This window comes from Dyadobacter sp. HNCC25DJ185 (assembly GCF_056895195.1).
Genome location: NZ_JBXHAR010000004.1, coordinates 336,532 through 362,079, shown reverse-complemented (window position 1 = coordinate 362,079; position 25,548 = coordinate 336,532). Strand labels below are relative to the sequence as shown.

The window sequence follows — 25,548 nt, the reverse complement described above, 5'->3', positions numbered from 1 at the left end:
TGTTTTAATTTTTAATGACCCTGGATTCAGGTTTTACCACACCCGCCTGTTTCGCCAATTGTACCATCCCATTCAGGATCTCGATCTCGACATCCGATGCCCAGGTGGCAGGCAGTCCATACACGATCGCCGCGACTTCGCCCTCATAACCGCCCTCACGTAAAATGGTCGTGCTCGGAATGTACGTCATCACATCATTGGTATAACCCATCACAAAAGTGTCCTGACCGAATATTTTTTTCAGATTGATTGCATAGTCCACTACCAGCTCGCCGCCCATGGTCATGATCGCCTGGTCACCCAGTTTCCATATCTGCAGCGGAAAAGGATAGGTGCGCTGGAACTTTTCGCCTTTCTCAATTTTGCTCAGCATGCGATTGGCCCATTTTTGTTGATAGCCGGTTGTTTTGGAAGCCAAATTGGTGAACTGTTCCTTCGTGGGAGCGGTAGTTAATGAAAGATCAACCTCGGTATATGCAGTCGAAAGTTTTGCCTCCAGGGGCTTCATGTCCTCGCTAATCACCCGTTCTACCGCGGCAGCCAACGTTTTCCCGTATTGGACTGCTAGCGGGACAGTATGTCTCGGCAATGGATTTTGGTCTGCACCGGCTCCCTGAAAAAACAAGGCAGTTGCGCCGGGATACAATTTTTCCAGCTCGACCTGCGCGAACCCGGGATAATCGCCCGACCATTTATACTGGTCCAAAACAGTGGGATGGCATGCATATCCAAATGCAATGGCGATGATCCCGCCTTTGGCATCGGAAACCTTCAATACCGGTACTGCCGCATCGCCGGGACCAGCTAGTTCAGTCAGTCTTTCCAAAGTGGCAGCATCATTGTTCCGTCGGTTCACCTGAAACCTCGCTACGCCATTTTGGGATTGCAAAGTGGCGGGCTGCATGGATTGGAGCGCGTCGCCGGTAACCTTTATAATTTGCGCGGTAAGCCACTCGGTGTACTGGTCTATCTTCTTTTGCCCTGCTTCATCCAGCGGGTAAATATCCGAAAGGGCGGTCCCCAGCACAGGGCCGGAATGCGTGTGAGAACTGTTGAGGATGATCTGCGCTTTGGATAACTTATATTTAGTGTTGAGCTGAGTTCTGATATTGTCGGACAAAATTTTAGGAAAACCCAGCAGGTCCGTCGTGATCAGGACGGCGCGTTTTCCTTCTGCGTCCTCAATCGCCAACGCTTTGGCCCAAATGTCGTGCAGTTTGCCCTCGGAGGCATGCGTTCGTGAGGCAAAACCTGCCATCCACATGTCCTGCTGAGGTGTGATAGCGATTTTTGCCACCCCGGCTCTCCACGTTTTTTGTGCTGAAACGGGCGTAAAACCAATCGCAACGAGCATTAATGCAAAGGTCAGCCTCATTTTTTGCTCAGTGTTTTAATTTTTTCTGCATTCTGATGGACCTTCTCTATAGCCGACGCAATCGACTTCATATCTTCTTTTGTTCCCAAAAGCATGTTCTGCGTAAACCAGACGGCCTCCTCATTACACAGCTTTTCATTCAAAGGACACTTGTTACGCTCGTTATACTGGTTGATATCCAGCATTTCCTTGGGATACATTTTCCGGTAATTCTTGGAATCAAATGTATCTTTCAGGAAAGGCTGCGTATTCAAAACCGCGTATCCGCTTGAACATGGCACACCTTCGGCTTTCAATGCTTTCAGGAAATCTTCTCTGGATAAGCCTTTGAAACCTTCCTTATTGTATCTGAAAGGAAAAAGATGATAGGCGCCGCGGGTCACTTTGTCGTACAATTTGTAAGTGATCACCCCGGGAATGTCTTTAATCAATGATTTGAGGTAGGCTGCATTTTCATTTCGCGTGGTCGTCTGCGCGTCCAGGCGTTTCATTTGCGCAATGCCAATGGCTGCCTGGTACTCGGTAAAACGTAATTTAGTACCCTGGATAATCGCTCCGGTACTCACTGAGCCAACGGCGGTACCATAGGGGTTACCGAAATTCTGGTACGAAAAACACCGGTCCATAAACCTTTCGTCGTTGCTCACCAGCGCCCCGCCTTCTCCGATGGGCAGGTTTTTGGAATTTTGGAAACTGAAACAGCCCACGTCACCAATGGTACCGACCTTTTTTTGGTCGTACTCCGCCAAATGCGCCTGGCAAGCATCCTCTATAACGGCCAGCTTATGTTTTTTTGCAATTGCCATGATGGGATCCATATCCGCAGGCAAACCGAGGATGTGCACAGGCATAATCGCCTTGGTGCGCGGCGTTATTTTCGCCTCAATTTTCGCCGGATCAATCTGGAACGTTTCAGGATCGATATCTACAAAAACGGGCATGGCTCCATTGGAAAGAATAGCCGATACCGATGCGATAAATGTATACGGCGGTACCAGCACTTCGTCGCCTGCCTTGATATCCAGCTGATTAATAGCAATTACCAGCGATTGCGTACCATTCACGACGGCCAGGCTGCGTTTCGCGCCTAATGCGGCAGCCCATTCCTTTTCGAACCGGGTTACCATTTCTGCCCGCGACCAAACGCCGCTGCGGAGCACTTCGAGCACCAGCTTTTCATCATTTTCTTTATCCCACATGGGCCAGATCGGCCATTTGTCTTGCGCCCAGGCCGAACTTCCGCCGAGAATTGCAGGCGTGGCCGAGGAGCGGCCGGCGATTGAAAACGGCTTGGCAAAGGCCGAGGAAGCCAGCGCCACACCAAGCCCGGCCATGGAATTGCTCCTGATAAATGCTCTCCTGGAGAGCTTTGATTGCTGGATTTTCATTTTTTTAAGGGTTCAGGAAATGAAATGTTCTTGTCTTTATTTCTTTTTGGCTTTGGCGAGCACGCTTTCCAGCGTGATGCTTTTTCCGCCCTGGCGCTTACTCTCGTCGGCAGCCTCCATAAATGCGAAAATCTCGATCGTTTCTTCCGGCGTTACAGGTACCTCGCCCGTATTATAATACCTGATAATATCTGCGAGAAGCGGTTTGTAGCCTCCGTAAGGCCCTAAAACTTTATTCCCGTCTTCAGTGAAGACCGTCCCGCCGTAATCATGTTTTCCGGTCCTCGTCCCGCGGAATGTTCCCGTGCGGCCGTCGCCCCAAATACCTACCACAATGTCGGTATTTGGTGTACTTACCCTGGTGACACTTTTGCAGCCTGTGCCCATAACGGTGTAAAGTGTTTCGACGCCGTGGATGCCGTACCAGAAAAAGTCGGGATGGGTTTTTTCCAAAACGGCCGGACTGTAAGTATCTGCTCCAAGCACCTTTTTCTTGTCGATACTGTCAATGCCTTTGATATACCGCAAAGAGGAAGCGGAAAATATAGGGATGTTGTATTTTTTGGATGCATCGTAAATCGCCAGTACATCCGTAAGCGAGGCGGCTACCGGCTTATCGATGAACATTTTCTTGCCCGATTTGAAAACTTCGAGTGCTTGTTCCAGGTGCAATCTGCCATCATTGGTTTCCAAAAGGACAAAATCGACTTTTGACAATAACTCCTTGATCGAGCCGACGATCTCGACACCCCATTTCTTTACCTCTTCGGTATAGGCGGGGACCCGTTTTGTGCTCGATTCGATATCCTTGCTGCCCTGTGGGTAGGCGGCGACAATCTTATAGCCGTCAAAAACAGTATCGGGCTGCTCGGCATTGAGCGCTTTCACGAATTCGACACTGTGAGATGTATCCAGGCCGATAATGCCGATGCGTTTTCCGTCGATCATTTTTGCAATGGAAGGCAAATAATCCGTCAGGGCAAGCCCTGCACCGGCAGCCAGCGAATTTAAAATGAACTTCCTTCTGTCAAGAAAATACATAGGGTGGGGATAAAAATGTGTACGGACAAGCGTTCAATAAACAGATTTCGGGTACGTACCCGTAAATATACTAACATATTTTTATTTACAAATTATAATGATAATTGTTTACAAAAATTTTTGAATCAAAACTGAACCCGAACATTCCTATGGCTAAATCGCTCAATCACAATAGAAGTTGCACTTTGGGTAACAGCGCGGTTCTCCGATCGGAAGAGCCGACGTCAGTTTTTGTAAAAAGCCTGGTTCTCCTTCGTAATGATATCAATCGGCATGAAATAGACCTTCTCCATTTTTGAACCCAAAACAAGGGTTTCATAAAGCGACATCATGCCGCGGTAACCTTGCTCTTCGGGTTTATGGCAGATCAGGAAGTCGATCAACCCTTTCTCAAGGAAGCCGATATTTTCCTTCAGAAAGTCGTAGCCAATGAGCGAGATGTCGTTTCGTTTTGTTTTTTCAAGGAAAGCCGCGACGGCAAAGACCCTTGAATTAGTCACGAAAATGGCTTCAATGTCTTCATGCTGGTTCAAAACCTTCGTCAGGTCCCGGGTTACCGATAGGCTGTCCGTGTCCTTGATATTAACCCGGATAATCTCACCCGGAATGTTGTGATCCTTAAAATAGGAGCGGAAGCCTTCCTCAATCTGGAGGTAATTGTAGTTGTCAGTTTCCTTTGAAATGTTGACCACCAGTACCTTGTGGTTTGCTTTTAAGCGATAGGTGAGCAGTTTGGCACTCACGTACCCGCTTTGAAACAAATGAGGTCCGATGTAGCAAAGGTTATGCTGGTCAGGAACATCGGAGTCAAAAAAGGTGAAAGGTACTTTCTGCTGATAGCATGCTTCCGCGAACTGGCGGGCCTCGTCTATAAACGACGGCGATAATAATACCCCCTGGAAGTGTCCTTCCAGAATCCGGCCTGCCTGCTCATTAAAAGAATTACGGTCGTTGAGGTCAAAAAAGAACCAGGCAACCTGAACGCCGTATTTTTTGATCTCAGCCTCTGCGCGGGCGATGCCTTTAAGGGGGGCTTCCCAAAAATCTGTTTCTTCTGAAACTTTGGGCAGCAGGACAGCCAACGAGATGATTTTCTTAGACGCAAGCCTGCTTGCAAGAATATTTGGCTGGTAATCAAGCTCTTTTATGATTTCATTGATCTTGTTTTTCGTTTTCTCCGAAACACCGGCCCGATTATGAAGTACGCGGTCCACGGTTGCGATGGAGACATTCGCTCGCCGGGCAATCTCTTTTACGCCATAAAAAGTAGTCTCTTTTGTCATTCTGTGAAGTTCAGGGAAAGGGCTGGAATGCTGAAAGTAAAGAGCGTTTTTCAAAATAGCAATGGAAGGAAGTATAATTCGGTGACCATACTCAGATGCTGACGCCATCCTATTGAACGCAGCAAGGTATACGATGGAGGTATGTCGGAGTCATTTTATGCTGGATTTTTTGTCAGATGAGGGATGTTCTGCTGAGCTTTCGGGTAACCAAAATCCCTGGACGTCCTAAAACAAGAAATTTTGAGAGAAATTTTTCTACCTGTTGCTTATTTGTTTGTCATTTCTGTACTTTGTCTACCAATTAAGTAGATTAAACTTCTGAGAATTTACAGCTTTGATCAAAATTTATCACACCTGATACCCTGAGAGACAGCCCGGGGTCGATTTGCCGGAATTTTCGGTGGTTGTCAATTCATGCTTGTCGTCCCGGCTGTCAAAAGGGTATCAGGTGCAAAGATAAGATTCAAAATGGCTTTCTCTTCGCTCATTCCGCAGAATTTGCTTCCAGATCATTCCCTCTTTTTCTTGATTTTTCTGCCTTGAATTTTATTAAATTCAAGTAATCTTGCGGTTGCAAAACCTTTTTAATGATATCCTGACCTTTTGATGATGAAGAAATATATTTTTCTGTATTTGATCCTTCTTGCAGGCCTTTCTACGTCCCGGCTTTGCGGGCAGCCAGCCAAAACTACCAGGCCCAATATTGTTTTTATTCTTGCAGATGATTTGGGATATGGCGACGTGGGCTTCAATGGACAGCAACTCGTAAGAACGCCGAACATAGACCGGCTGGCCAAAGAGGGGATGATTTTTAGCCAGTTTTACGCGGGCACCTCAGTTTGCGCCCCTTCTCGGTCTTCGCTTTTAACCGGACAGCATACCGGACACACTTACATAAGGGGAAATAAAGGCGTTGAGCCGGAAGGGCAGCAACCCATTGCCGACACTGTCCTGACGGTTGCCGAAGTCCTGAAAAGGGCTGGCTACGTTACAGGTGCGTTTGGTAAATGGGGTTTAGGGCCGGTAGGATCCGAGGGCGATCCCAATAAGCAAGGCTTTGACCGTTTTTATGGATACAATTGTCAAAGTCTGGCGCACCGTTACTATCCCGACCACCTTTGGGACAATGAAAAGAAAATCGTGTTGGAAGCAAACAAAAACCTGCTGTATAACAAAGAGTACGCACCCGATCTGATCCAAAAGCAGGCATTGGCCTTTATGGACGGAAGAAATGGGAAACAACCGTTTTTCTTGTTTTTACCTTATATCCTGCCACATGCCGAGCTGATCGTCCCGGACGACAGCATTTTTCAATATTACAAGGGCAAATTTGAGGAAAAACCCTACAAAGGCGCAGATTACGGCGCAAGAGCGACTTCCGGCGGCTATACTTCCCAAGAATTTCCACATGCGACTTTTGCGGCAATGGTTTCACGTCTGGATATGTATGTAGGCCAGGTTTTGGATAAATTGAAGGAAAAGGGCCTTGATAAAAATACACTGGTGATTTTTACGAGCGACAATGGGCCCCACATCGAGGGAGGCGCGGACCCGAAATTTTTTAACAGCAGCGGAGGGTTAAGGGGCGTGAAGCGGGACTTATATGAGGGAGGAATGCGTGAGCCTTTCGCGGCGAGATGGCCGGGTGTGATCAAACCCGGGTCCCGAAGTGACTATATCGGTGCGTTCTGGGATATACTTCCCACGTTTGCTGAGCTGGCTAGTGCTCCGCTGCCACTCCATATCGATGGGATTTCTTTTACCGATGCTTTAAAAGGGAGACCTACACAAAAGAAGCACGATTATCTGTATTGGGAATTTCATGAGCAGGGTGGGAGACAGGCGGTACGCCAGGGCAATTGGAAGGCTGTTCGCCAGAAAGCCGCAGGCAATCCGGATGGCTTGGTGGAGTTATACGACCTGGCGAAAGATCCTGCCGAAACGACAAATCTGACGCCGAAGTTTCAGGAGAAAGCCAAAGAACTGGGCCAGATCATGAATAAAGCCCACGTATCATCAGCGATTTTTCCGTTTGGGAGCCTGGCGACAAACTAGGGATATTTATTTCGTAATTTGTGAAGATGATGGGACGCTGATGATTGAAGGAGACAGGGAGCAGATCGCAACTTTAAAAGCCTTTCTTAAAATCGTGGGAATACTGGTCAAGGAGAATCACTGACGAGCACAGACTTGTTTATCAAGCAAAAAATGATAAAATAGTGATCATCCAGTGCAGGTTTCATGATTACAAATCATTCAAATCAACCCCAACCCGGCGGCCAGTTTGATCAGCGAAGCGGTATTGGATACTTCGAATTTCATGAGCAGGTTTTGGCGGTGACTGTTTACGGTTGTGACGCTGATGAATAGCTGCTCTGCAATTTGCGGGTTGGTCATTCCCTCTGCGATCAACGCAAGTACTTCCTTTTCTCTTCGTGTCAGAAATGGGACCGTCTTTGGCGGCATAGCCGTGTTCTGGTCGAAATGGACATTCATGAAATAGCCGCCGGCCAGCACTTGCCGTATGGCCTCCAGGATTTCTTCCTTGCCCGAACTTTTAATGAGGTAACCCGAGGCGCCGTTCTGGATCATCCGGGATACATAGGCGCGTTCGCTGAATGTGCTCAGCGCGAGCGTTTTTACATCGGGAAATTGCTCTTTTATCTTTTTGCAAAGATCGATCCCGCTGATATCCGGTAAATTGATGTCGAGAAAGGCGAGATCCACTTTGTTGCTTTTCAGGAATGCGATTGCATCAATGGCATTGGAGGCTGTACCCACAACCGTTATTCCGTCGCTGTCAGCAAGAAGCGATTTCAGTCCTTCCAGTACCATCGGGTGGTCATCAACAATCAGGATTTTGACACTCATATCGTATTTTGTAAACTCGGGCTATCGGGCTGTGAAATTGCAAAAATATCAGACCGTAATTTCTATCAGAACAGACGTGCCCTCATCAGGTCTGGACTGGATATCCAGTTTGCCATTCAAATAGTCTACGCGTGCCTGGACGTTACGGAGGCCGGCCCCTTTATTCTGTTTGAGACTGGTAAGGTCAAAACCTTTGCCATTGTCTTCAACTGTTAAACTGACCTGGTCACCGATCCAGGTCAATTGCACATGGGCCTCAGTTGCTTCTGCATATTTAAGCACATTATTCAGCAATTCCTGCACGATCCTGTAAAGGACGATTTCCACCGAAGGATCGAGGCGTTTGTTGAAACCAAAATCCTGCATATTGACGACCAGGTAGCCCGAGGAACTGATACCGTCACAAAAATCACGTAGTGCGTCGATCAAGCCGAAACGCACGAGGGTTTCGGGCATCATACTATGTGCGACCCGACGCATTTCGCCGATCGCGCTATCGAGTTGAGTGATCGCCCTCGTAAAGGTTATAGCACTTTCCTCGGGCATGATTACATTTCCTTTCACGGAATTTAGGGTTAATTTGATTCCTGATAACATCCCGCCCAAGCCATCGTGCAGGTCACGGGCTACCCGGGTGCGTTCTTCTTCCTGGCCTTTCAAAATAGAATTCGTAGCCACAAGCTGTTTTTCCTGCTGAAGTTGCAATACTTCTTTTTCCGCAATGCGCTTGCGGATCATAATGTTACGGTATATCAGTATGCCTATCAATGCGAGCACGGCAAAGCCGGCAATCAGTCCATATATAAGGGTATTACGTGCCTGTTTTTCTTTTTCCAGCGTCAAGATTTGCTTTTCCTTCTGTGCAGTGTGGTATTTGGTATCCAGTTCCTGCAATTGTTTCTGAACTTCTGCGCCCTGTATGGAATCATTCAGGATCACGTATTTCATGAGATAGTCGTATGCCGCTTTGTGCTTGTGCTGGCGTTCCAGATCGGTGGCATAATCTTCATATAACTCAATTAAGTGGTCTGTCATGTCATTGGCCTCTGCGATTTTAAGCGCTTCTTCAGTGTATTTGGCCGACAGCCCGAGCTGTTTGCTGTCCTCGGCCACGTACATCAGCGCTTTCAGGCATTCCATTTCGAGAAATAGGTTACTTGTTTTTCTTGCAAGTGCCAGACCCCTTTCACCATAATCTCTGGCTAGTGCCAGGTTTTTCAAAACTCGGTTGGTACGGCACAATCCTGCATAAGCTTGTATCACGAAAATGTCTGAGCCTATTTTCTCGGCTATGCGCATTCCCTCGGTGAAATGGGCTTTGCTTTCAATATATCTTTTCAGGTTAAAATAGCAGGTACCGAGTGTAGTCAGGATGTCGGCCAGCTGCAGGCTGTCCTTCATCGGTCGGGCCAGTTGCAATGCCTTCTGTTTGTAAACCAATGACTTGCTAAACAGGTTGGCGTGTTCAAAAGCACTTCCGATGTTGACATACAACCTGGGTAAGTACTGTTTCATGCCCAGTTTGTCGAACTGGTCGGCGCATTGCTGATAGTATTTGATGGCCTCGGTGAAGTTGCCCATGTAAGTATAGCTGGCGGCAATGTTGTTCAGGCTTTTTGCAACATTCATAGGATGCCTCATTTCCCGCGCAATCACCAGGCTTTCTCTGTTCAGCCTGAGTGCCTGTTCGTATTTTCCCTGGAGGTTAAGAATGTAGGTGTAGTTGCTCCTGAATTTAAATCTCCCGTCCGGATAATCCAGCTTTTCACTTAATGTTTCCGCTTTCAGATAGTAAGTGGCCGCACTGTCCAGATTGTGGTTCTCTAGATAATTCCCGTATTCAATGTAGGCGAGTACCCTGTTGGTATCCTGCTTGCTGGTTTGCAGCTTTTTCAAAATGGCTTTCGGATCGCTGGTTTGCGCAGAAGCACAGAAGGCAACAAGGACACAAAAGGCTACTTTGAATAACAACTTCATGAGGTAACAGAGGAGTATTTTCCGGAAAATTACGGTTGCAAAACTCCTGAATAAAACCTTTTAATAATATCCTGTAAAAGTACGATTTTTCAAAAATCATACTTTCACAGGATTGATCGGGGCTGGCCGACGAAACTACCTTTGTTGCGTCGAAAGGCAAAAACAGTACTAATACCAATCCATTACAATTAAAAAAATAGCCATGAAAAATATTTTTCTTCTCCTGTTTAGCGCCACTTTGTTTTTTGCTTGTGAAAAAGATAAAGACAAGGATCCTGCTCCTGAATTAGCTGCACAAGTTGCAGGAAATTACAAAGTGACCAAGCTTGAGGTAGACGGTCAGAATATTCCGCTGACCAGCGCCAATGTTACAATCCAGCTCGAGAAGTTCTCAGCAGAGGTAATCACCGGAAAAATGAAGGTGAAAATTGACGGGGCCGCTGAGCCCGATGAAGACCTGGGAACACTCAACCTCAAGAATGCGGGGAGTACCGGGATCGACATTTATGAAGGGACCGAGAAAGTCGGTAATGTGGATAAGTCTAACAAGCTCAGCATTTTCGTCGTGTACGACGGCCAGGACTACGAAATGGTCGCTGAAAAACAATAGTTATCTCACGGGTAGTGCTTAATCCGGGAGTGATAGGCTTGCTTATCGCTCCCGGATTTTTCACTGAAAAACAAAAAAATAAAATTTGTTGCTTTTTAAATTTCCTTAAACTTACTTTGTCTATCAAATAAGTATACTAATAAAACAAAGCTTCTGAACCACCCTGAGCTGCGTATTAATCAAGTTGATATTAATATGAAAGCGATGCATGTACTTTTTGCCAATCCTTTTGGTGTGCAGAAACAGGTGGTGATCTCTCCAATGCTTTGTTCAGCCCAAACCACACAGGAAGCAAGTTGTTGACACGGCTTTCGATCATCTTTCAAGCATTTATTCGGAAATATCCCATCCGACAGTCATGGCTGGTCATCTGGAATTTTCGGTGGTTGGCAATTTCAGTTGCGGCCATTCTGTCCTGGGATATTTCCGATCTCATATACCAGTGCCCGTTTATAGGGTACCGTTCTATACATCATTAACCAATGCAATCATGAATCTATCAGATGTAGTGCTGCTGGTAAAAAAAATTGCTGTCGGAATTTTCCTCACAGCCGCCCCTCTGGTGCTGATCGCGGGAGGAATCTGGCTTGCCTGGCAGCTATTCAATTAATCTCTATCTCTTTTTCACCTAAAAATTCCCCTGCTGTATGAAAGTGGAAAGTGCCCTGACCAAAAAAATAACGCGCGACGGCCTGATCAGCGTTTTACTTTACCTTACGCCGGTTGTACTGATGTTCGCCACCTTTTCCATCACCGGCCACCGGCCATGGGAAGGGAGTAACCAGTTGCCATTCAAGGTTCCGGGCTTCCTGGAAGCGGTTTTCGAAAACCTGAGCAGCTGGGGATTGCCTGCCATCGTATTGGGAATTGGTGTGATCGAATTTGCAGTGGGGCTTTACGAAAACAAGTGGACCAAGAATGAACGTATATTGGACATTGTCTGCTTCGTTGTGCCGAAAATTGTTGTGAAGCCATTTGTAGCTTACTTCGGTCTTAAGCTTTTACCCGTTTTACTCCCGGCCTCCAAAGATATATTCAGCTGGGTACCATTCTGGTGGGCATTTCTGATTATTGCCGTTGCAGATGACCTGACGCAATATTGGTACCATCGTCTGCATCACCAATTACCCTGGTTATGGCGTTTTCACCGTACGCACCATTCCGCTCCTTATATGGGAATGGCCATGGCCGGACGTCAGAATATCATTTACACGATTTTCTTTTCCCAAACGTATCTGACCGTTGCTTTGACTTACCTGGGCTTGGGTTATGCGGCCTTGTTTGTTAAGGTGATCAAATCGCTGATTACAACAGGCGCTCATTCTAGCATTCCCTGGGACAAACCGTTGTACGAGATCAAATGGCTGAATCCGATAGGTTGGGTCCTGGAAAGACTTATTTCGACTCCTGCAACACACCATGCACACCATGCTGATACCAACGATGACGGTATCGGGCATTACAAAGGTAATTTTGGGAATATGTTCTTTCTATGGGATATCATTTTCGGGACAGGTATCATTACCCGGAAGTACCCAAGTTCTTATGGCATCAAGCATTATCAGGAAGAAGAATGGTATGCGCAGTTTATGTGGCCGATTTTTAAATCCAAAAAGACAGGCAGCGAATTGGCGCATAATGGGCCTATGGTTGGTGACATTGTACCTGAAACCGAAACCATTCCGCTTATAACTAATAATTCCGCCGAAGCCTCGGCCGCTGCGGTAGCATAAATAGTAGGTTTATCAACAGTATCTTATGCTGTTGATAAACCTATTTCAATGACAGACAACCACCACAATGCATATCAGATATCTCTGCCGGATACTGTTCCTGGTTCTATTTACAGCGCAGGTACTAGTAGCACAAAATAAGAAATCCTCCCAATCCAAGCCATTGCCAAGGCCCAACATTGTCCTGATCATGGCCGATGACCTGGGTTTTTCCGATATCGGGTGCTACGGGTCCGAAATTTCGACACCGAACCTCGATCAACTGGCAAGGGAAGGAATCCGGTTCCGGCAATTTTACAACAATGCGATCTGTGCGCCGACACGTGCGAGTTTGCTGAGCGGACAATACCAGCATGCTGCCGGGATGGGCTATTTCAATATCGATTTTGGCATACCTGCTTACCAGGGATACCTGAGCAAGCAAACGGTTTCATTAGCAGAAGTATTGAAGGGGGCTGGTTACAGCACGATGATGTCCGGGAAATGGCATGTCGGGGATGATAGTACCAGGTGGCCCAGGCAGCGTGGATTCGATCGTTTTTATGGAAATATAGGAGGTGCCAGCGATTACTATGTCGTGAAGCAGCAGCCCAAAGGCAAACGCGCCTTTTTTGTCAAAGATGATACCAAATTCCGTCCGGCTGACGATGAAGATTTCTATTATACCGATGAAATCACCAAGAATGCAGTCGGATTTTTAAAAGAACAGGGCAGTTCTCCCAACCCATTTTTTCTTTACCTGGCTTATACATCTCCGCACTGGCCGCTGCAAGCCCTGCCACAGGATATCAAAAAGTACGAAGGCAAATACGATATAGGTTGGGACTCTTTAAGAACGTTGAGATTCAAACGTCAGCAGGAACTCGCTATAATCGACAAAAACCAGAAGATCAGCATTAAAAATGATGACATACCTTCCTGGAACAGCCTCACTTACGAAGAGCAGAAGTTATGGGCAAAACGCATGGAAGTTTATGCAGCGCAGGTTGATAACCTTGATCAGAACATTGGAAGGGTTATTGAGCAGTTGAAAGGATCGGGAAAGCTGGATCATACGCTGATTATTTTTATTTCAGATAACGGGGCTGCCGGTGAAGATGTTACCAGTGGTTTGATCAACCAGCCCACCCGAAACTGGGGTCCGCTGGGAACTTCGGGGTCCTATGATTCTTACCGCAGAAACTGGGCTTATGCTTCCAATACTCCTTTGAGATCATTCAAAGGTTTTCAGTACGAGGGCGGGATAAGCAGTCCGTTCATTGCAAGACTTCCGGGAAGAATAAAGGCGGGAAGCCTGATCGACGGAAATGCACATCTGATCGACATCGCGCCTACTCTTTATGAAGTTGCCGGGGCGAAATATCCCTCTCAGTTCAGCCAGAATGCCATTTTGCCACTTGCTGGCGAAAGTCTGCTACCCGCATTATCCGGTCAGGACTGGAAAAGGGCCAAACCTATATTTTGGGAAAGGGCTGGTAACAAAGCCGTCCGGCAAGGCAAATGGAAATTGGTGTCTGTCAGAAGCAGCCAATGGGAACTATACGATATCCAGACGGATCGGGGAGAGACCAACAATATAATCGCTCAAAATCCCCAGGTGGCGAAGGATCTGATCGGATTGTATGAAGAATGGGCAAAGAGTGTGGGCGTGGAGGATTGGGCCAAGATTAACAAGGGCAAAGGTTTTGAACCTAAATTCAATCCCTGATTTTGGCTGGGTATTAATCTGTACCTATTTTTGTAATGCCCGAAACCTGTTTCCGGTATTTCTGAACGGGTACTGTCGGAATATATCCTTTGGTACCATCTTCGAGCTGAACGCGGAAGCCTTTGGCCGTTTCGCCCAGGATCCTGACCATTGTACTGGAAGGTAACGAGGCAATCCACCCCGATGCCTCCAACTGCGCTGATGTAAACAAATTACCTTTTCTTTTCATGATAACGGTGTCCCCCAGCCAGCGGGATTTTTCGGGTAGGTCCGGCAATTTTTCCTTTCGGTCGTTGATAAATGGCAGCGGGTTCACAGCGCCATTCCCTCTGTTGTAAATTCCAAAATGAAGGTGCGGGGAAGTAGTGATCGCGTTCCCGGTATTTCCCACCAATCCTAGCGTGTCCCCTTGCGTAACGTGCTGTCCGACATTGACAAGCTGGCTGTCCAGGTGAGCATAGTAGAGCGAATAAGGGCTGCCGGCAGCAGAAACAAATACCACTTTGCCGCCCAGATTGTTAGTGCCTGTTTGTGTTACGAAACCGTTTTGTGATGCAACAGCCGGCGTGCCGCGTCTGGCCCGGATGTCGATCCCTTCATGCGGGCGTATGCCACCATCCCGGTCTGCGCCCCAGTAACTGATCACATCGGACGTGCTATGCGCTGCAACTGGAAACGCCAGCGAGGGCAGAGTCGTTAATGCCAGTGTTACGACAAGCCTCTCGTTCAGGCCCGTTTGTATCCGCAGCAATAAGGTATCCGGTTCGTGACTATCATAAACCAGGGTTTGTCTGGCATCGCTAAGATAATCCAGTCGCTGCGTTTTTCCATTGGATTTGACCTTATAGAGTTCGAGGAATAGCCTGGAAGTGGTATCCTGCTCAGTGCGCACCGGGTTGATAACCAGTCTGCGTCCTTCGGGAACCCGAAGGCGGACTGCCTGTGCCGGAATCGAATCTCCCAGATAAAACCGTTCCTGATACGGAGGGATTGCGAAAACGGAATCTTTCAAAACCGCTTCACCCACTCTGAACCAGGTTTGTCCGGCAGCGGTCTTTTCAAGTTTATCCTTGTAAAGCTCTTTTTCATAATGTTCAAGCGGCGTCACCGGAAACCAATGGGATACCGGCACCGGCTTGCAGGAGGCCAGACAAGCGAAACATAGTATTGAAAGTTGCCAAAAGCTTGTTTTCATCAGACTGTTAAAAAATGTAGTCAATGAATAACAAATCTATGCCACCTTGCTTTTTAGCTTAAAAAGAGAGAATAGTTATAACAAATTACTTATTATCCTCACACCACCTAATAATTTCGGGGTAGAGAGCTGCAATCGTTTGTTGCTTGCCTTTCTCATTATATAGTTTTATGAGAAACTGGTTAAATTCCGCAAATTTTTTAAAGCCCCTCAATTCGACTAGTCGCTTCTCAGTTAATCGAATTAATTCTTTCTGATCTTCTGAGGGTGCGAAATCAATATATCGAAGGCTCACGAGACCCCAATTCATATATTCATTAAACGCGGAGATTGGATCGTTATAGTTTGAGGCGGGCTTGCCTTTTTCATTCCAGCTATCGAGATTGGCAAACGCGGAAAAAATATTTTTTTGATATTCCGACTTCTCCGATTCTGGATTTATGAAGCTATGATTGATTTCTGTAAAAACAATTGTTCCGTCTTTTACGTTTAAGGCTTTTTTCGAAAACATTGCTGCGTCGTCTTCACTTCGATATGGAAAATTTACATGCGCCTGTACCTCTTTGAAGCCGTTGTCCTCGAACCAGTTTACCGATTGGCTGTATCCCACTAGAGGTGAAAAGATAATTTTGAAAGAATCATAACGAGTTGTTGGGAAATTTTTGGACAGCCACTGCAGCATTTGAGAAACGTCGATTGAGTCACGGTAAGTTTGAATTTGATTTTCGTAAAAACTCTTGTGCGTTCTATAAAATTCTTTAAATCCTGTTTTGTTAGCGAAATCTTCAAGTTGGGGAATGTAAGGCCTGAGTTGATTAGCTTTTCCCCAGCTTATTCGATCATAAATTTCGCTTTGAATAAGTCTACCTGCTGGGGATAGGTCAAACGAGTAAGCATCCATTTTTAGGTCAAAATAGGATTTGGGGTAGGTTTGAAGTAATGAGTCAATCATTTCCACGATCGGCTCATGACTATAATGATCGAAGTAGCTGACTACGTCCTTATAATAAGTCGTATTCCTGATAACCAGCCCATTCTCGCCCTTCCCTTTTTTTGTCAAGGCGATTATGACATTCACTAATTCATAAACCTGAGGAATTTCTACAAAGGTTTTGCCAGAATGAGACTGTATATAGGCAGATGAAAACTTTGCAGAGGGAGTATCCTGTATCCCTTTTATGAGGGTGAAGGCTGTATCCTGTTTGTTTGTAATAATGCCAAACAAAAACACATCCCCGATTTTAACATTAAAGGATAGAGAATCAATGTCACTAATAAAGGAAATGGTTTTACCATTGCCTGTTACATATGACTCATACACGTCTGGCTTTATTGCGGTATTAATTTGCCAAGCGGCCTTAGTCAGAACACTGTTTTCTCGGATATCAAGTATATCAGAATTAGATCGCATAACTTGAATTTGTTGGGTTTTTCCAGGAAAGGATAGTGTTAGCAACAGTAAAGCAATCAAATTTACTCGCGACGACATATTTTGGAGGTTTAATTAGGCAGGAAGCTAATATTTTGGATGTGAACCAAGGTATGAGAAGTACCTAAGCCAGACTGATCAATGTAACAGGCGTTTTGAATGGATATCAAAATGAATTATCCACTGGTTGATTTCAATTATTTAATGAATGGGGCTATGCAGTTGCCACAGCCGAATGCAATAGAACTCGCTTGGCCGCACGAGAATTAAGGCAACCAGACGATGAAGCTCAGGGCTGTCCAATTGCCAGTTTCCGGAGAAGAGGTTATTCAGATATATGTGGAAGGTTTGGTTGAGGAATTTGTCATACAAATGAGCTTTCTAACTAGTCACCCGCCTATACACCGTCTCCGTAGCCTTATCTTCCTGCCCATCCGGCGAAATATTATATGCAGTGATAATCAGTTCGTCCTGACTGGTCAGCTCGATGGTTGTTCGCCAGCCCCAGGGTTCTGGTATGTCCGGCCCGCCATAACTTCCGAGGACGGAAAAACCACTTTCCAATGCAGGGCCTTCAGATAACAGGATGCCGGTGCCCATGTGGAAGCTATCTATCCACGCGGACTGAAATTTGTTGTTTGCAATGTCAAACCCATACGTCGCGATACCTTCGAAAGGTTTTCCGCTGAGGCTGCCCTTGTATTCATGCAAAAGAAACCTGCCTCCCAGGATCGGGCGGATCGTACCAGCCATTGGCGATTCGTCGGCCACCACGTTGGGCTCAAACCAGGTTTTGGTAGTCCCTTCCCAATTCCCGACGAAGGACTGCATTTGTTGGTGGATGCCAGATTCCAAAGAAATTTCAAATTTAGTCTTGCCCATATTCGCCTGCTTTTTCGGTTCGGATTTGTAAGTTCGGAGAACCGCAATTTGCATAAATAAGTATAAAAATAGAATAATTCATGGCCATCAGGATTTTCCTGGTGTTGGGGGAAAGGGGGTATTTTCGACAAAACGCTTATATTGTGTACCGTTTTGTTCACTTGCTTTGAAATCAACATCTCATCAACATGGTGCAATTAGGTCTTTTAATTACGAACAGACATCGTTTACTAAGTGTAGCAGCTCTTCTTGATGTTTTTGAGTCCGTCAATCATTTCTACGAGAAGGCAGGTCAGCCTGCCTATTTCAATATTTCCTTGTTTTCGGGTGATATGCTGCCTGGCAGTTATTATGGTTCGTATGAAATGAAACCGATCGGGCAGTCTGGTCAGATGGATTTGATATTGGTCCCGGCTTTCGGATCAGGCGACCTCGGCGTTTCTGTTTCCAGTAACAAGATCTTCATTCCCTGGCTTTGGGAACAACATCAAAAGGGGGCCGAAATAGCCAGTTTTTGTACCGGGGCGTTCTTGCTGGCTGCCGCCGGGCTTCTGAACGGCAAGGAAGCTACCACACATATCGATTCGGCCCAGGCATTGGCGTCCAATTTTCCCGAAGTCATCATGAAAAGCAATGCGGTTGTCACCGACGACAGAGGAATTTATACCAGCGGAGGTGCCACCAGCAGTTTTCATCTGATGCTTTACCTGATCCAGCGCAGGTGCGGAAAGGAACTCACCCTGAAAACCGCTAAGATGTTCGCGATCGATATGGACCGGGAACAACAAACTTATTTCGGGACTTTTGCCCCATCCCAAAATCACGGTGACGGGCTGGTAAACATGGCGCAGCAAAAGATCGAAAAAGAATACCAGGAGGGAAGTACGATCGAGACCTTGATACAGGATATCCCCGCCAGCAGGCGCAATGTTGTGCGGCGTTTTAAACAGGCGATTGGCGTAACACCCATAGAATATCTGCAGCGTACCAGGATCGAAGCGGCCAAAAAGCTTCTGGCCCAGACCGATCAGAGTGTCTTGGAAGTGATGCTAAATTCCGGTTACAATGATTTGAAATCTTTTCGTCAGTTATTCAAAAAAAGCACAGGCATTACCCCTAAGGAGTACAGGGATAAATTCAACATTACACGCCTCGAAATAGCAAGTCGGTTAGAAAAAAGACTGGTATAGGATCAGTTTAGCTTAGCGATCTTTCTGAATGCATGCTGCTGTTCCTGGCTTATTTCTACGATATACATGCTGGCAGGGAGACCCGCGATATCCAGGCGGTGGGAAAACTTGTTGCCGCCTTTCTGAACGCGAACGGTTTGGTGCAAACGACCCGATCCCGCATCGAAAACCTTTATTTCGACATCGCCAATTTGATCATTCGCCATATCTATGTTGATAAAATCCGAGGTGGGGTTAGGATAAATACTGACTTCCTCATGCAGCGATTCGGTCAATGGCAACTCAGGTGCCGCGCTGGCAACAGCGGTTGTTCTGGCGTTGGAAACATTCGCTGCGACTACAAAAATCGGTGTTTCGCCAGCGGTAACGGTTACTTGGCCGTCTACAATCGGTTTTTCTTCCACGGTCATAGCAGTGCTTCCTGCCGCAGGGGTATAAATTCTCGCAACGCCGGTTTCACTGAAATGCAACGTGTATTCCGCCGTTCTGCCTATTTCATCAGGAACAGTCAGTACAAAAAGCGATTTGCCATTCAACTCGTAGCGATCGACGATCGGATCATTGTTGAGCGTTTCCTTGTAACGATAGTCTCCGAATTGCCTGTTAACCTGGTTGATGTAGTCCGCAGCGGGCCTGCGGGTCTGGTCAGAATTGAGTAATCCGGAGGTGCCAAACATACCCGAGCCGGTGTTGTCATCATACATTTGATAAAAGAACACTTTGTCGATGCCAGCCCTCGCAGAAAACAGGGATGTCCGCAGTATCCAGTCAGCCTGTGTCACCAGCGCCGATTTGTTGCCGATTGGAATTGCCTTTAATGGGCTTCCCTGGTTTACATCGTAACCGGTTTCCGTAATCCAAACCGGCATATCATTGGATACTTCGTGAGATGTTTTGATGAAATCATCGAGGATTTGTTTTGCGCTGGTCATTTCAGGAGCGGCGCCACGCGTAGAAGTCCCGCTCTGGTTCATCGTACCATTGTCGATGTACAGGTGGAAATTAACAATATCCCAGCAGAGATTTACACTGCCGTCTGCCTTGTAGCCCCTGTATTGCTTGCACCAGTCTACCATTCCCTTTACATAATCCGGGCCGGTGACAAGTCCCGCAATGACCACTTTCATGTTAGGGTCTGCATTTTTGATGCCTACGCCAGCACCCATTGTATTTTTGTGCCCGTCGTAAAAGGCTGATAAATTCGCTGCATATTCCCGTGCGGTCTGGTATGCCTTGCGGCCTTTCCACCATTTGTCCCTTTCGTTATCGCATTCAATATATTTTACAAGGTTAAGGCCGATCTTCACGGAGTTAGGAACGTCGCCATTCCACCTCGGGGTGCTGTGGGTGCTTAATAGTGCCGGGTCAACATTGGTATTGCTTCCATATCTCGCGGCATATTGAAACCCCATTTTTGCTTGCTCGATATAGGAATTCGGGTCACTGAAATCCTTGCCATAGCGAAGCGGCACGTTTTCATTGTCTTGCTCGCCGGCAGGATAGCTGTCCAGCATCCAGGTAGGTAGCGTCTTCAGGCAAGCTAGTACTTCTATGTTTTCGGCTTTACAACGTTCGTAAATCGCATCATAATTCCAGCCGCCGTAGATGGTCGGGTTGTAACTGTAAACACCTTCCTCTGGTTCCAGCTTCTGCCAGTCCATATAATGACGAAAACCACTGAAGCTTTTGGCCATATTCATCATCGGTTCATTGATCTGACCAGGATTGCTGCCCAGTTCGAAATTCCATTCATAGCCATTCACACCAAACATATCTCCGAGACGCACCGACTTTTGCGGAGCAACGGATAATGGCTGGCTTGGGGCTGTGTAGGAGCCGTAAAATTCCATTTCGGTAGGGAGCACGCCCTGAATTTTTAAAACCAGGTATCTGAAATTTCCCACCGGTGTGCTCAACTTAAATTTGCCTTCGGCAATTACCTGGCTATCAGGGTTGGGCCCGACCCAGGTATTGTATTCGTAACCCTTGAAAGTTGCGATCTGGATCCGCTCCCACTGGTCCGTAATGACCGACAAAGTCATCGGGTTGTCGGGCGAAGACCCTTCGAAATCAAAGAACTTAATGCTTTCAACAGTGATCGCTTCACCCGGAAGCAATGGATAATAAGCTTCATATTCATTAAGCACTTTGCCCCAGCCCGTGTTGACATTGGTTTGTGTATTTCCATCGAAAAGGCCTGCCAGTGAATTGGTTGCATTGGTCAGTTGATACCAGCGGGCCGGGTCCAGCACAATTTTGGCAGATGGGGCCAACGGCGACGAAGGGTGTACGACCTGAGCCTGGGCCACATCGGCTGCGGCGGAAAAGGACGCGCTTGCTGCCTGAGAAGCGGTAATTGTTGCTGTACCTTCACCTACCACCGTTGCTTTCCAGCTGCCGGTAGCATTGGAAACCGAAACGATGGAAGCGTCTGATGACGTAAAGGTCACCGCCACTTCGGCATTATTGCTGGAAGCGACCAGGCTGAAAGGAGCATCCGTAACCGTTTTAGGCGTAAGTGCAGCAAAATTGATAACTGACTGAGGTTTAGGGATGTTATTGCCAAGTTGTACATCGAACCAGTTGATGTTAAAGTAACCTTTATTGGCATATAGTCTCAACACCTGGTTACCCGCCGTTAATGTAGCGGTAGTACTTAGCGTTACATAACTTTGCCACCCGCCTGTCCATGGGATAGTAACCTGGCCAAGGATTGTACCTGCTGTATTTTTAATCTCGATTTTGCAATTGCCATTGGGGGACGCCACTCTGAACTGGAAGGTATGAAGGCCGGATGTCGCCACGTTCACATGGTAATCCATCCAATCCCCGTCTTCAATGCTGCCTACGTTCAGGTTGCCGCCAGCTTCGTCCCCGGTGTTTTCTGTTTGAATTACGCTCTCGCCATCAAAGTCTTCGGCTTCAATTTTACCCGGCAGACTTTTGGTTAAAAGTGGTACGCCACTCGAAACTTCAAACCAATTAAAATTAAATGCGCCTTGCCGGGCGTAAAGTCGGATAATATGGCTTCCTGCTGTTAAAACCGCATCTGTGCTTACTGTTACATAATTTTGCCATCCACCGGTGCGTGGCACATTAACCTGCGCGAGTGCCGTTCCATAATCGCTTTGGATCTCGATAACCCCATTCCCATAGCTGTTGGAAACGCGGAAGTAGAACGTGTAGGATCCCGCGGCGGGGACATTCACGTTGTAATCCAGCCAGTCGTTATCGTCAATATCGGCTACATTGCTTCCATTGCCGTCCGGGCAGCTTTCAAGTCTGACAGTACTTGCATTGTCAAAGCTTTCAGCCTGTATTTTGCCGGGAAAGGTCTTGCTCGCGCTGGTCGCCTCAAACCAGTTGATGGAGAAAATACCACGTTGTGCCAACAGACGGAGTGTCTGCTTGCCTTTTACCAGCTTTGCAAACATCGTAATCGTTGTCCAGCCCTGCGCCCCGCCGGTGCGCGGAACGGATACCTGGCTGAGCACGGTGGCATCGGCAGTCTTGATCAGTTGGAGAGACGCGTTGTCGCTGGCAGCATTTGCAACACGGATCCTGAAGGTGAAATACCCCGCAGAAGGAACATCGAACCTGAAGGTGATTGAGCTATTATCTGCCATGCCCCCGATATCCAGTCCGCCATCGATATCCTGACAAGTCTCGGTATTTGCCCCGATCTTGGAATCATAGCTTTCGGCCTCAATTTTACCTGCCAGCGGACGGTAAGTTTGTGCCATGCAGTTAATGCTGAAAAAAGGCAACAGCGCGAGTAAAATATTTTTCATAGAGGAAAGCATTATTTCACTTCCAATATAGTATTTATTCGAAAAATATATATTTATAAATAGAAATTAATATTTTATGTATGTAGGTGAACTAGGTTGACATATCGCATAATTTTTTGTTTTATATCAATAAATTGGATAGAAAAAAGGAGTATTCCTACGGCCAAGGCCAAAAGCTCGCCCCGTTTCCTCTTAAAAACAGTCAAGGTGTTGTGTACCAGCGAGAGTTAGAGGGTATTTGACATCTTTGTAGTACCCTAGATTGGTAAATCCCTTGATCATTTCCTGAAACCTACGATGATGAGGGTCGAATTGATCACTGGCGTTTGTTGCCGGTTGGTGGAAGGGGTTTTAAAAAATTCATGTAAACATTGTGCCGGAGTTGAATGTAATAGATTGGTTGAATTTAGTAGTCTTACTTCTACAACACGGAGACTTAGAGGTATAGAAAGTGAGGTACGGTAGAAATTTGTGGATTGTACTAGTTGAAGAGGAAGTGAGGAATAGTTTTTTTTGAGAACTCATACAGGTAAATGGATCATCATTGGAAAATCACAGAATTGAACTAGTACGGGGAGACATCACAACGCTTCATGTGGATGCTGTTGTGAATGCTGCGAATTCATCTCTGATGGGCGGCGGTGGGGTGGATGGAGCTATTCATCGGGCAGGAGGGCCTGCTATTCTCGCGGAATGCCGAAAAATTGTTGCCAGGCAGGGAGGCTGTCGTACGGGTGAGGCGGTTATCACAGCAGCGGGGAAACTACCTTCCCAATTTGTGATTCATACCGTTGGGCCTGTCTGGAACGGCGGAGCAAAAGGCGAAGCACAGAAGCTAGCGTCCTGTTATTGGAAATCGCTGGAACTGGCATCTGAAAACCAGTGCGAAACGGTCGCTTTTCCTAATATAAGTACCGGGATTTACGGGTATCCCAAAGACGAAGCCGCCCGGATCGCGGTGGAAACCGTTTCGGACTGTCTCAGCAGCCATTCTATTCCCCGGAAAGTAATATTCGTCTGTTTTGACCAGGAGAATTTCCTGCATCTGGCCAAGTATCCACAAGTAAAAAGGGGATCAGGCATCTGATCAATTCAATGCATGACCCATACTAAATGAAGCCGGGGATGCCCGGTTCTCCGCCCGGCGTAGGTAGAGGTTCCACTTCCGGAATGGCCGGTTCTACAGGAGGCAACTCCGGGCTTGGTTCTATCGGCGGGGTTTCAGGATCTTTTTCAAATGGGGGTGTTTCCTCGGGCACATCGGGAGAAGGTACTTCGGGGCGCGGATCGAAGGGAGGTGTTTCCGGATCGAAGGGTTCCGCATCGGACGCAGGCATATCCCACGTACTGGCAAATTGATAGATATCCATGGTTTTTAGTGTTGATCTTGATTCTAAGACTAGTACGCTCTTATTAAAATAAGTGTGCCGGGCATTTGCATCTTTCATGACGCGCGTGCACAAATTTTAAAATCTCCGAAATATTTTCAACTCCCGGGAATCATTTCTGATTCCGTCTTGTAATGTAGGCACTGTACAGTTCAATATATTTAAATCTATCAATATATCTTGGCATGGAGGTTCGACAAGTAGAGCGGATATCGAAGGCATTGAGTGATCCCAGCCGTATTCTGATTTTGAAACAATTACGTCAGAAGGAGGATTGTCTGTACTGTCACGAAATCGCCGACTTTATTGATTTGGCCCAGCCTTCTATTTCACATCACGTTAAACAACTAGCAGACGCAGATCTTATTTTCGTTGAAAAAGAGGGAAGAAATGTAAAATATAAACTGAACCAGGCTGTGCTCGACGACTACGTTCAATTTCTGAATACGCTTAAAGTTTAAATTTTTTACCCAAATACATCGATACATTTCGATATATTAATTTATGAAAGGTGTGTAACCCGGCAAGGCCAGATCTGCCCGCCTCTCGAACTAAACAAATCGATACATTCAAATATTTAAATTAATCAATTTATGGAAAAGACCATCCAATCCGCAAAGATCGTGTCGGGACTTATTATTACCGGCGTGATATTGCTTTCCGTATTCTTCAAAGGATATACCTCTAAAGATGGCGTGCCCAAGAAAGGGCATACAGCCTCAAAACCAAGTGTTGCTGCGGCTGTGGGCGTCCCAGTAGATGCTCAGGTCCTTCACTCTGAATCATTAAGTGACGAGATGATCGTATCGGGTACCCTACTGGCTTATCAGGACGTAAGTATTGCCAGCGAGCTCAATCGCAAGGTGACGGCGGTTTACGCCAAAGAAGGAAAAGCAGTCGCAGCGGGGACGGTCCTGTTTAAGCTGGACGACGCCGATCTGATCGCTGAACTGGAACAATTGAAACAACAGGAGAAACTGGTGATTTTGAATGAAAAAAGGTTTAAAGATCTGATTGACAACGAGGCAGCCAAACAACAGGACTATGACGAAGCGTTTACAAATCTGAAAGTGATCCAGGCAAAAATTGACCAGCTGAAAGTGATGATCTCCAAGACGAGCATCCGGGCGCCTTTCAGCGGAAACCTGGGTATTGTGAATGTGCATACCGGCGCTTATGTTACACCGGGCGCCCCGCTTGCCCAGCTCACAGACAATACCCGTCTCAAAATCGATTTTGCCATTCCAGAGAAGCATGCCAATACATTGAAGGCAGGAGATTTAGTGGAGTACCATGTAGAATCCAATGAAAAACCTTACACCGCAACCATCATCGCGCATGAGGCTGGCCTGAACCAGCAGACCCGTACGCTCCTGGTGCGCGCCGTGAGCAATAACAGCAGCCGCGAACTGTTGCCCGGCCAAAGTGCCCGCCTTACCCTGCGTTTAGGTAGCACCGGTAACGCGCTGATGGTGCCTAACCAGGCCCTCATCCCTTCTTCAAAAGGATACAGCGTGTTTGTAGTCAATAACAATAAAGCCAATTTCAAACCGATTGAAATCGGGCAGCGCAATGCTTATTCGGTACATGTAACCAAAGGACTTGCTCCTGGCGATACGATCGTGACAAGCAATATGCTTCGCCTGACACCTGGCGCTGACGTCCAATTGGTTTCCGTTCACTAAAA

General features: G+C 46.7%; 19 protein-coding genes and 1 pseudogene. 9 read left to right on the top strand and 11 right to left on the bottom strand.

The genetic code is table 11. The annotated features are described in order from the left end of the window. Positions 1–4: 4 nt before the first annotated feature. The 4 genes from AC1XUF_RS13360 to AC1XUF_RS13345 all read right to left on the bottom strand — a co-directional run bounded on the left by AC1XUF_RS13360 (position 5) and on the right by AC1XUF_RS13345 (position 5,087). Positions 5–1,375 carry a neutral/alkaline non-lysosomal ceramidase N-terminal domain-containing protein gene (locus AC1XUF_RS13360; RefSeq protein ID WP_483342302.1) on the bottom strand — a complete coding sequence of 457 codons (1,371 nt, stop codon included), beginning with the start codon at positions 1,373–1,375 and terminating at the stop codon, positions 5–7. Then, entirely contained in the window at positions 1,372–2,763 is a 1,392-nt protein-coding gene (locus AC1XUF_RS13355; protein ID WP_483342301.1) for a DegT/DnrJ/EryC1/StrS family aminotransferase, read from the bottom strand. The genes AC1XUF_RS13360 and AC1XUF_RS13355 overlap by 4 nt, the downstream gene beginning before the upstream one ends. 36 nt (positions 2,764–2,799) lie before the next feature. Continuing rightward, on the bottom strand, positions 2,800–3,804 hold the full coding sequence (locus tag AC1XUF_RS13350) for a Gfo/Idh/MocA family protein (protein ID WP_483342300.1): 1,005 nt from the start codon (positions 3,802–3,804) through the stop codon (positions 2,800–2,802). A gap of 224 nt (positions 3,805–4,028) precedes the next feature. Next, complete coding sequence (locus tag AC1XUF_RS13345) at positions 4,029–5,087, bottom strand: LacI family DNA-binding transcriptional regulator (protein WP_483342299.1); 1,059 nt, start codon at positions 5,085–5,087, stop codon at positions 4,029–4,031. Positions 5,088–5,696: 609 nt separating this feature from the next. On the opposite strand from AC1XUF_RS13345, the gene AC1XUF_RS13340 reads away from it, so the two are divergent. Further along, positions 5,697–7,142 carry an arylsulfatase gene (locus tag AC1XUF_RS13340; protein WP_483342610.1) on the top strand — a complete coding sequence of 482 codons (1,446 nt, stop codon included), beginning with the start codon at positions 5,697–5,699 and terminating at the stop codon, positions 7,140–7,142. Positions 7,143–7,252: 110 nt separating this feature from the next. Further along, positions 7,253–7,375: pseudogene (locus AC1XUF_RS13335) on the top strand (type II toxin-antitoxin system YoeB family toxin); the annotation flags it as partial. Here the strand turns inward: AC1XUF_RS13335 and AC1XUF_RS13330 are convergent. Continuing rightward, positions 7,344–7,958 carry a response regulator gene (locus tag AC1XUF_RS13330; RefSeq protein WP_483342298.1) on the bottom strand — a complete coding sequence of 205 codons (615 nt, stop codon included), beginning with the start codon at positions 7,956–7,958 and terminating at the stop codon, positions 7,344–7,346. The pseudogene AC1XUF_RS13335 and the gene AC1XUF_RS13330 overlap by 32 nt on opposite strands. Positions 7,959–8,006: 48 nt before the next feature. Next, on the bottom strand, positions 8,007–9,935 hold the full coding sequence (locus tag AC1XUF_RS13325; RefSeq protein ID WP_483342297.1) for a tetratricopeptide repeat-containing sensor histidine kinase: 1,929 nt from the start codon (positions 9,933–9,935) through the stop codon (positions 8,007–8,009). 202 nt (positions 9,936–10,137) lie between these two features. Between AC1XUF_RS13325 and AC1XUF_RS13320 the strand changes: the two genes are divergently transcribed. The 3 genes from AC1XUF_RS13320 (at position 10,138) to AC1XUF_RS13310 (ending at position 13,986) form a co-directional block, all read left to right on the top strand. Further along, complete coding sequence (locus tag AC1XUF_RS13320) at positions 10,138–10,545, top strand: hypothetical protein (protein WP_483342296.1); 408 nt, start codon at positions 10,138–10,140, stop codon at positions 10,543–10,545. A 647-nt stretch (positions 10,546–11,192) separates the two neighbouring features. Next, positions 11,193–12,278, top strand: coding sequence for a sterol desaturase family protein (locus AC1XUF_RS13315; protein WP_483342295.1), 1,086 nt, complete (start codon positions 11,193–11,195; stop codon positions 12,276–12,278). Positions 12,279–12,345: 67 nt separating this feature from the next. Next, a complete protein-coding gene (locus AC1XUF_RS13310) occupies positions 12,346–13,986 on the top strand; it encodes an arylsulfatase (protein WP_483342294.1) in 1,641 nt (546 codons plus the stop codon). A gap of 13 nt (positions 13,987–13,999) precedes the next feature. Here AC1XUF_RS13310 and AC1XUF_RS13305 read toward each other — a convergent pair whose 3' ends face one another. The 3 genes from AC1XUF_RS13305 to AC1XUF_RS13295 all read right to left on the bottom strand — a co-directional run bounded on the left by AC1XUF_RS13305 (position 14,000) and on the right by AC1XUF_RS13295 (position 17,492). Beyond that, complete coding sequence (locus AC1XUF_RS13305) at positions 14,000–15,181, bottom strand: M23 family metallopeptidase (RefSeq protein WP_483342293.1); 1,182 nt, start codon at positions 15,179–15,181, stop codon at positions 14,000–14,002. Between the two features lie 85 nt (positions 15,182–15,266). Beyond that, a complete protein-coding gene (locus tag AC1XUF_RS13300; RefSeq protein ID WP_483342292.1) occupies positions 15,267–16,670 on the bottom strand; it encodes a DUF4932 domain-containing protein in 1,404 nt (467 codons plus the stop codon). Between the two features lie 321 nt (positions 16,671–16,991). Then, positions 16,992–17,492, bottom strand: coding sequence for a DUF1579 domain-containing protein (locus tag AC1XUF_RS13295; RefSeq protein WP_483342291.1), 501 nt, complete (start codon positions 17,490–17,492; stop codon positions 16,992–16,994). 188 nt (positions 17,493–17,680) lie between these two features. Between AC1XUF_RS13295 and AC1XUF_RS13290 the strand changes: the two genes are divergently transcribed. Beyond that, positions 17,681–18,682, top strand: coding sequence for a GlxA family transcriptional regulator (locus tag AC1XUF_RS13290; protein ID WP_483342290.1), 1,002 nt, complete (start codon positions 17,681–17,683; stop codon positions 18,680–18,682). Between the two features lie 2 nt (positions 18,683–18,684). Here AC1XUF_RS13290 and AC1XUF_RS13285 read toward each other — a convergent pair whose 3' ends face one another. Beyond that, positions 18,685–22,473, bottom strand: coding sequence for a carbohydrate-binding protein (locus tag AC1XUF_RS13285; protein WP_483342289.1), 3,789 nt, complete (start codon positions 22,471–22,473; stop codon positions 18,685–18,687). Between the two features lie 544 nt (positions 22,474–23,017). Here AC1XUF_RS13285 and AC1XUF_RS13280 point away from each other — a divergent pair. After that, complete coding sequence (locus AC1XUF_RS13280; RefSeq protein ID WP_483342288.1) at positions 23,018–23,560, top strand: O-acetyl-ADP-ribose deacetylase; 543 nt, start codon at positions 23,018–23,020, stop codon at positions 23,558–23,560. A 22-nt stretch (positions 23,561–23,582) separates the two neighbouring features. Here AC1XUF_RS13280 and AC1XUF_RS13275 read toward each other — a convergent pair whose 3' ends face one another. Beyond that, positions 23,583–23,936 (bottom strand): filamentous hemagglutinin, encoded by a 354-nt coding sequence (locus tag AC1XUF_RS13275; protein WP_483342287.1) that lies wholly within the window; start codon positions 23,934–23,936, stop codon positions 23,583–23,585. Between the two features lie 110 nt (positions 23,937–24,046). Between AC1XUF_RS13275 and AC1XUF_RS13270 the strand changes: the two genes are divergently transcribed. Both AC1XUF_RS13270 and AC1XUF_RS13265 read left to right on the top strand, forming a co-directional pair. Next, on the top strand, positions 24,047–24,322 hold the full coding sequence (locus AC1XUF_RS13270) for an ArsR/SmtB family transcription factor (protein ID WP_483342286.1): 276 nt from the start codon (positions 24,047–24,049) through the stop codon (positions 24,320–24,322). 132 nt (positions 24,323–24,454) lie between these two features. Then, the gene (locus tag AC1XUF_RS13265; RefSeq protein WP_483342285.1) at positions 24,455–25,546 is read left to right on the top strand and encodes an efflux RND transporter periplasmic adaptor subunit; all 1,092 of its coding nucleotides are present in this window, start codon (positions 24,455–24,457) and stop codon (positions 25,544–25,546) included. Positions 25,547–25,548 lie beyond the last annotated feature (2 nt).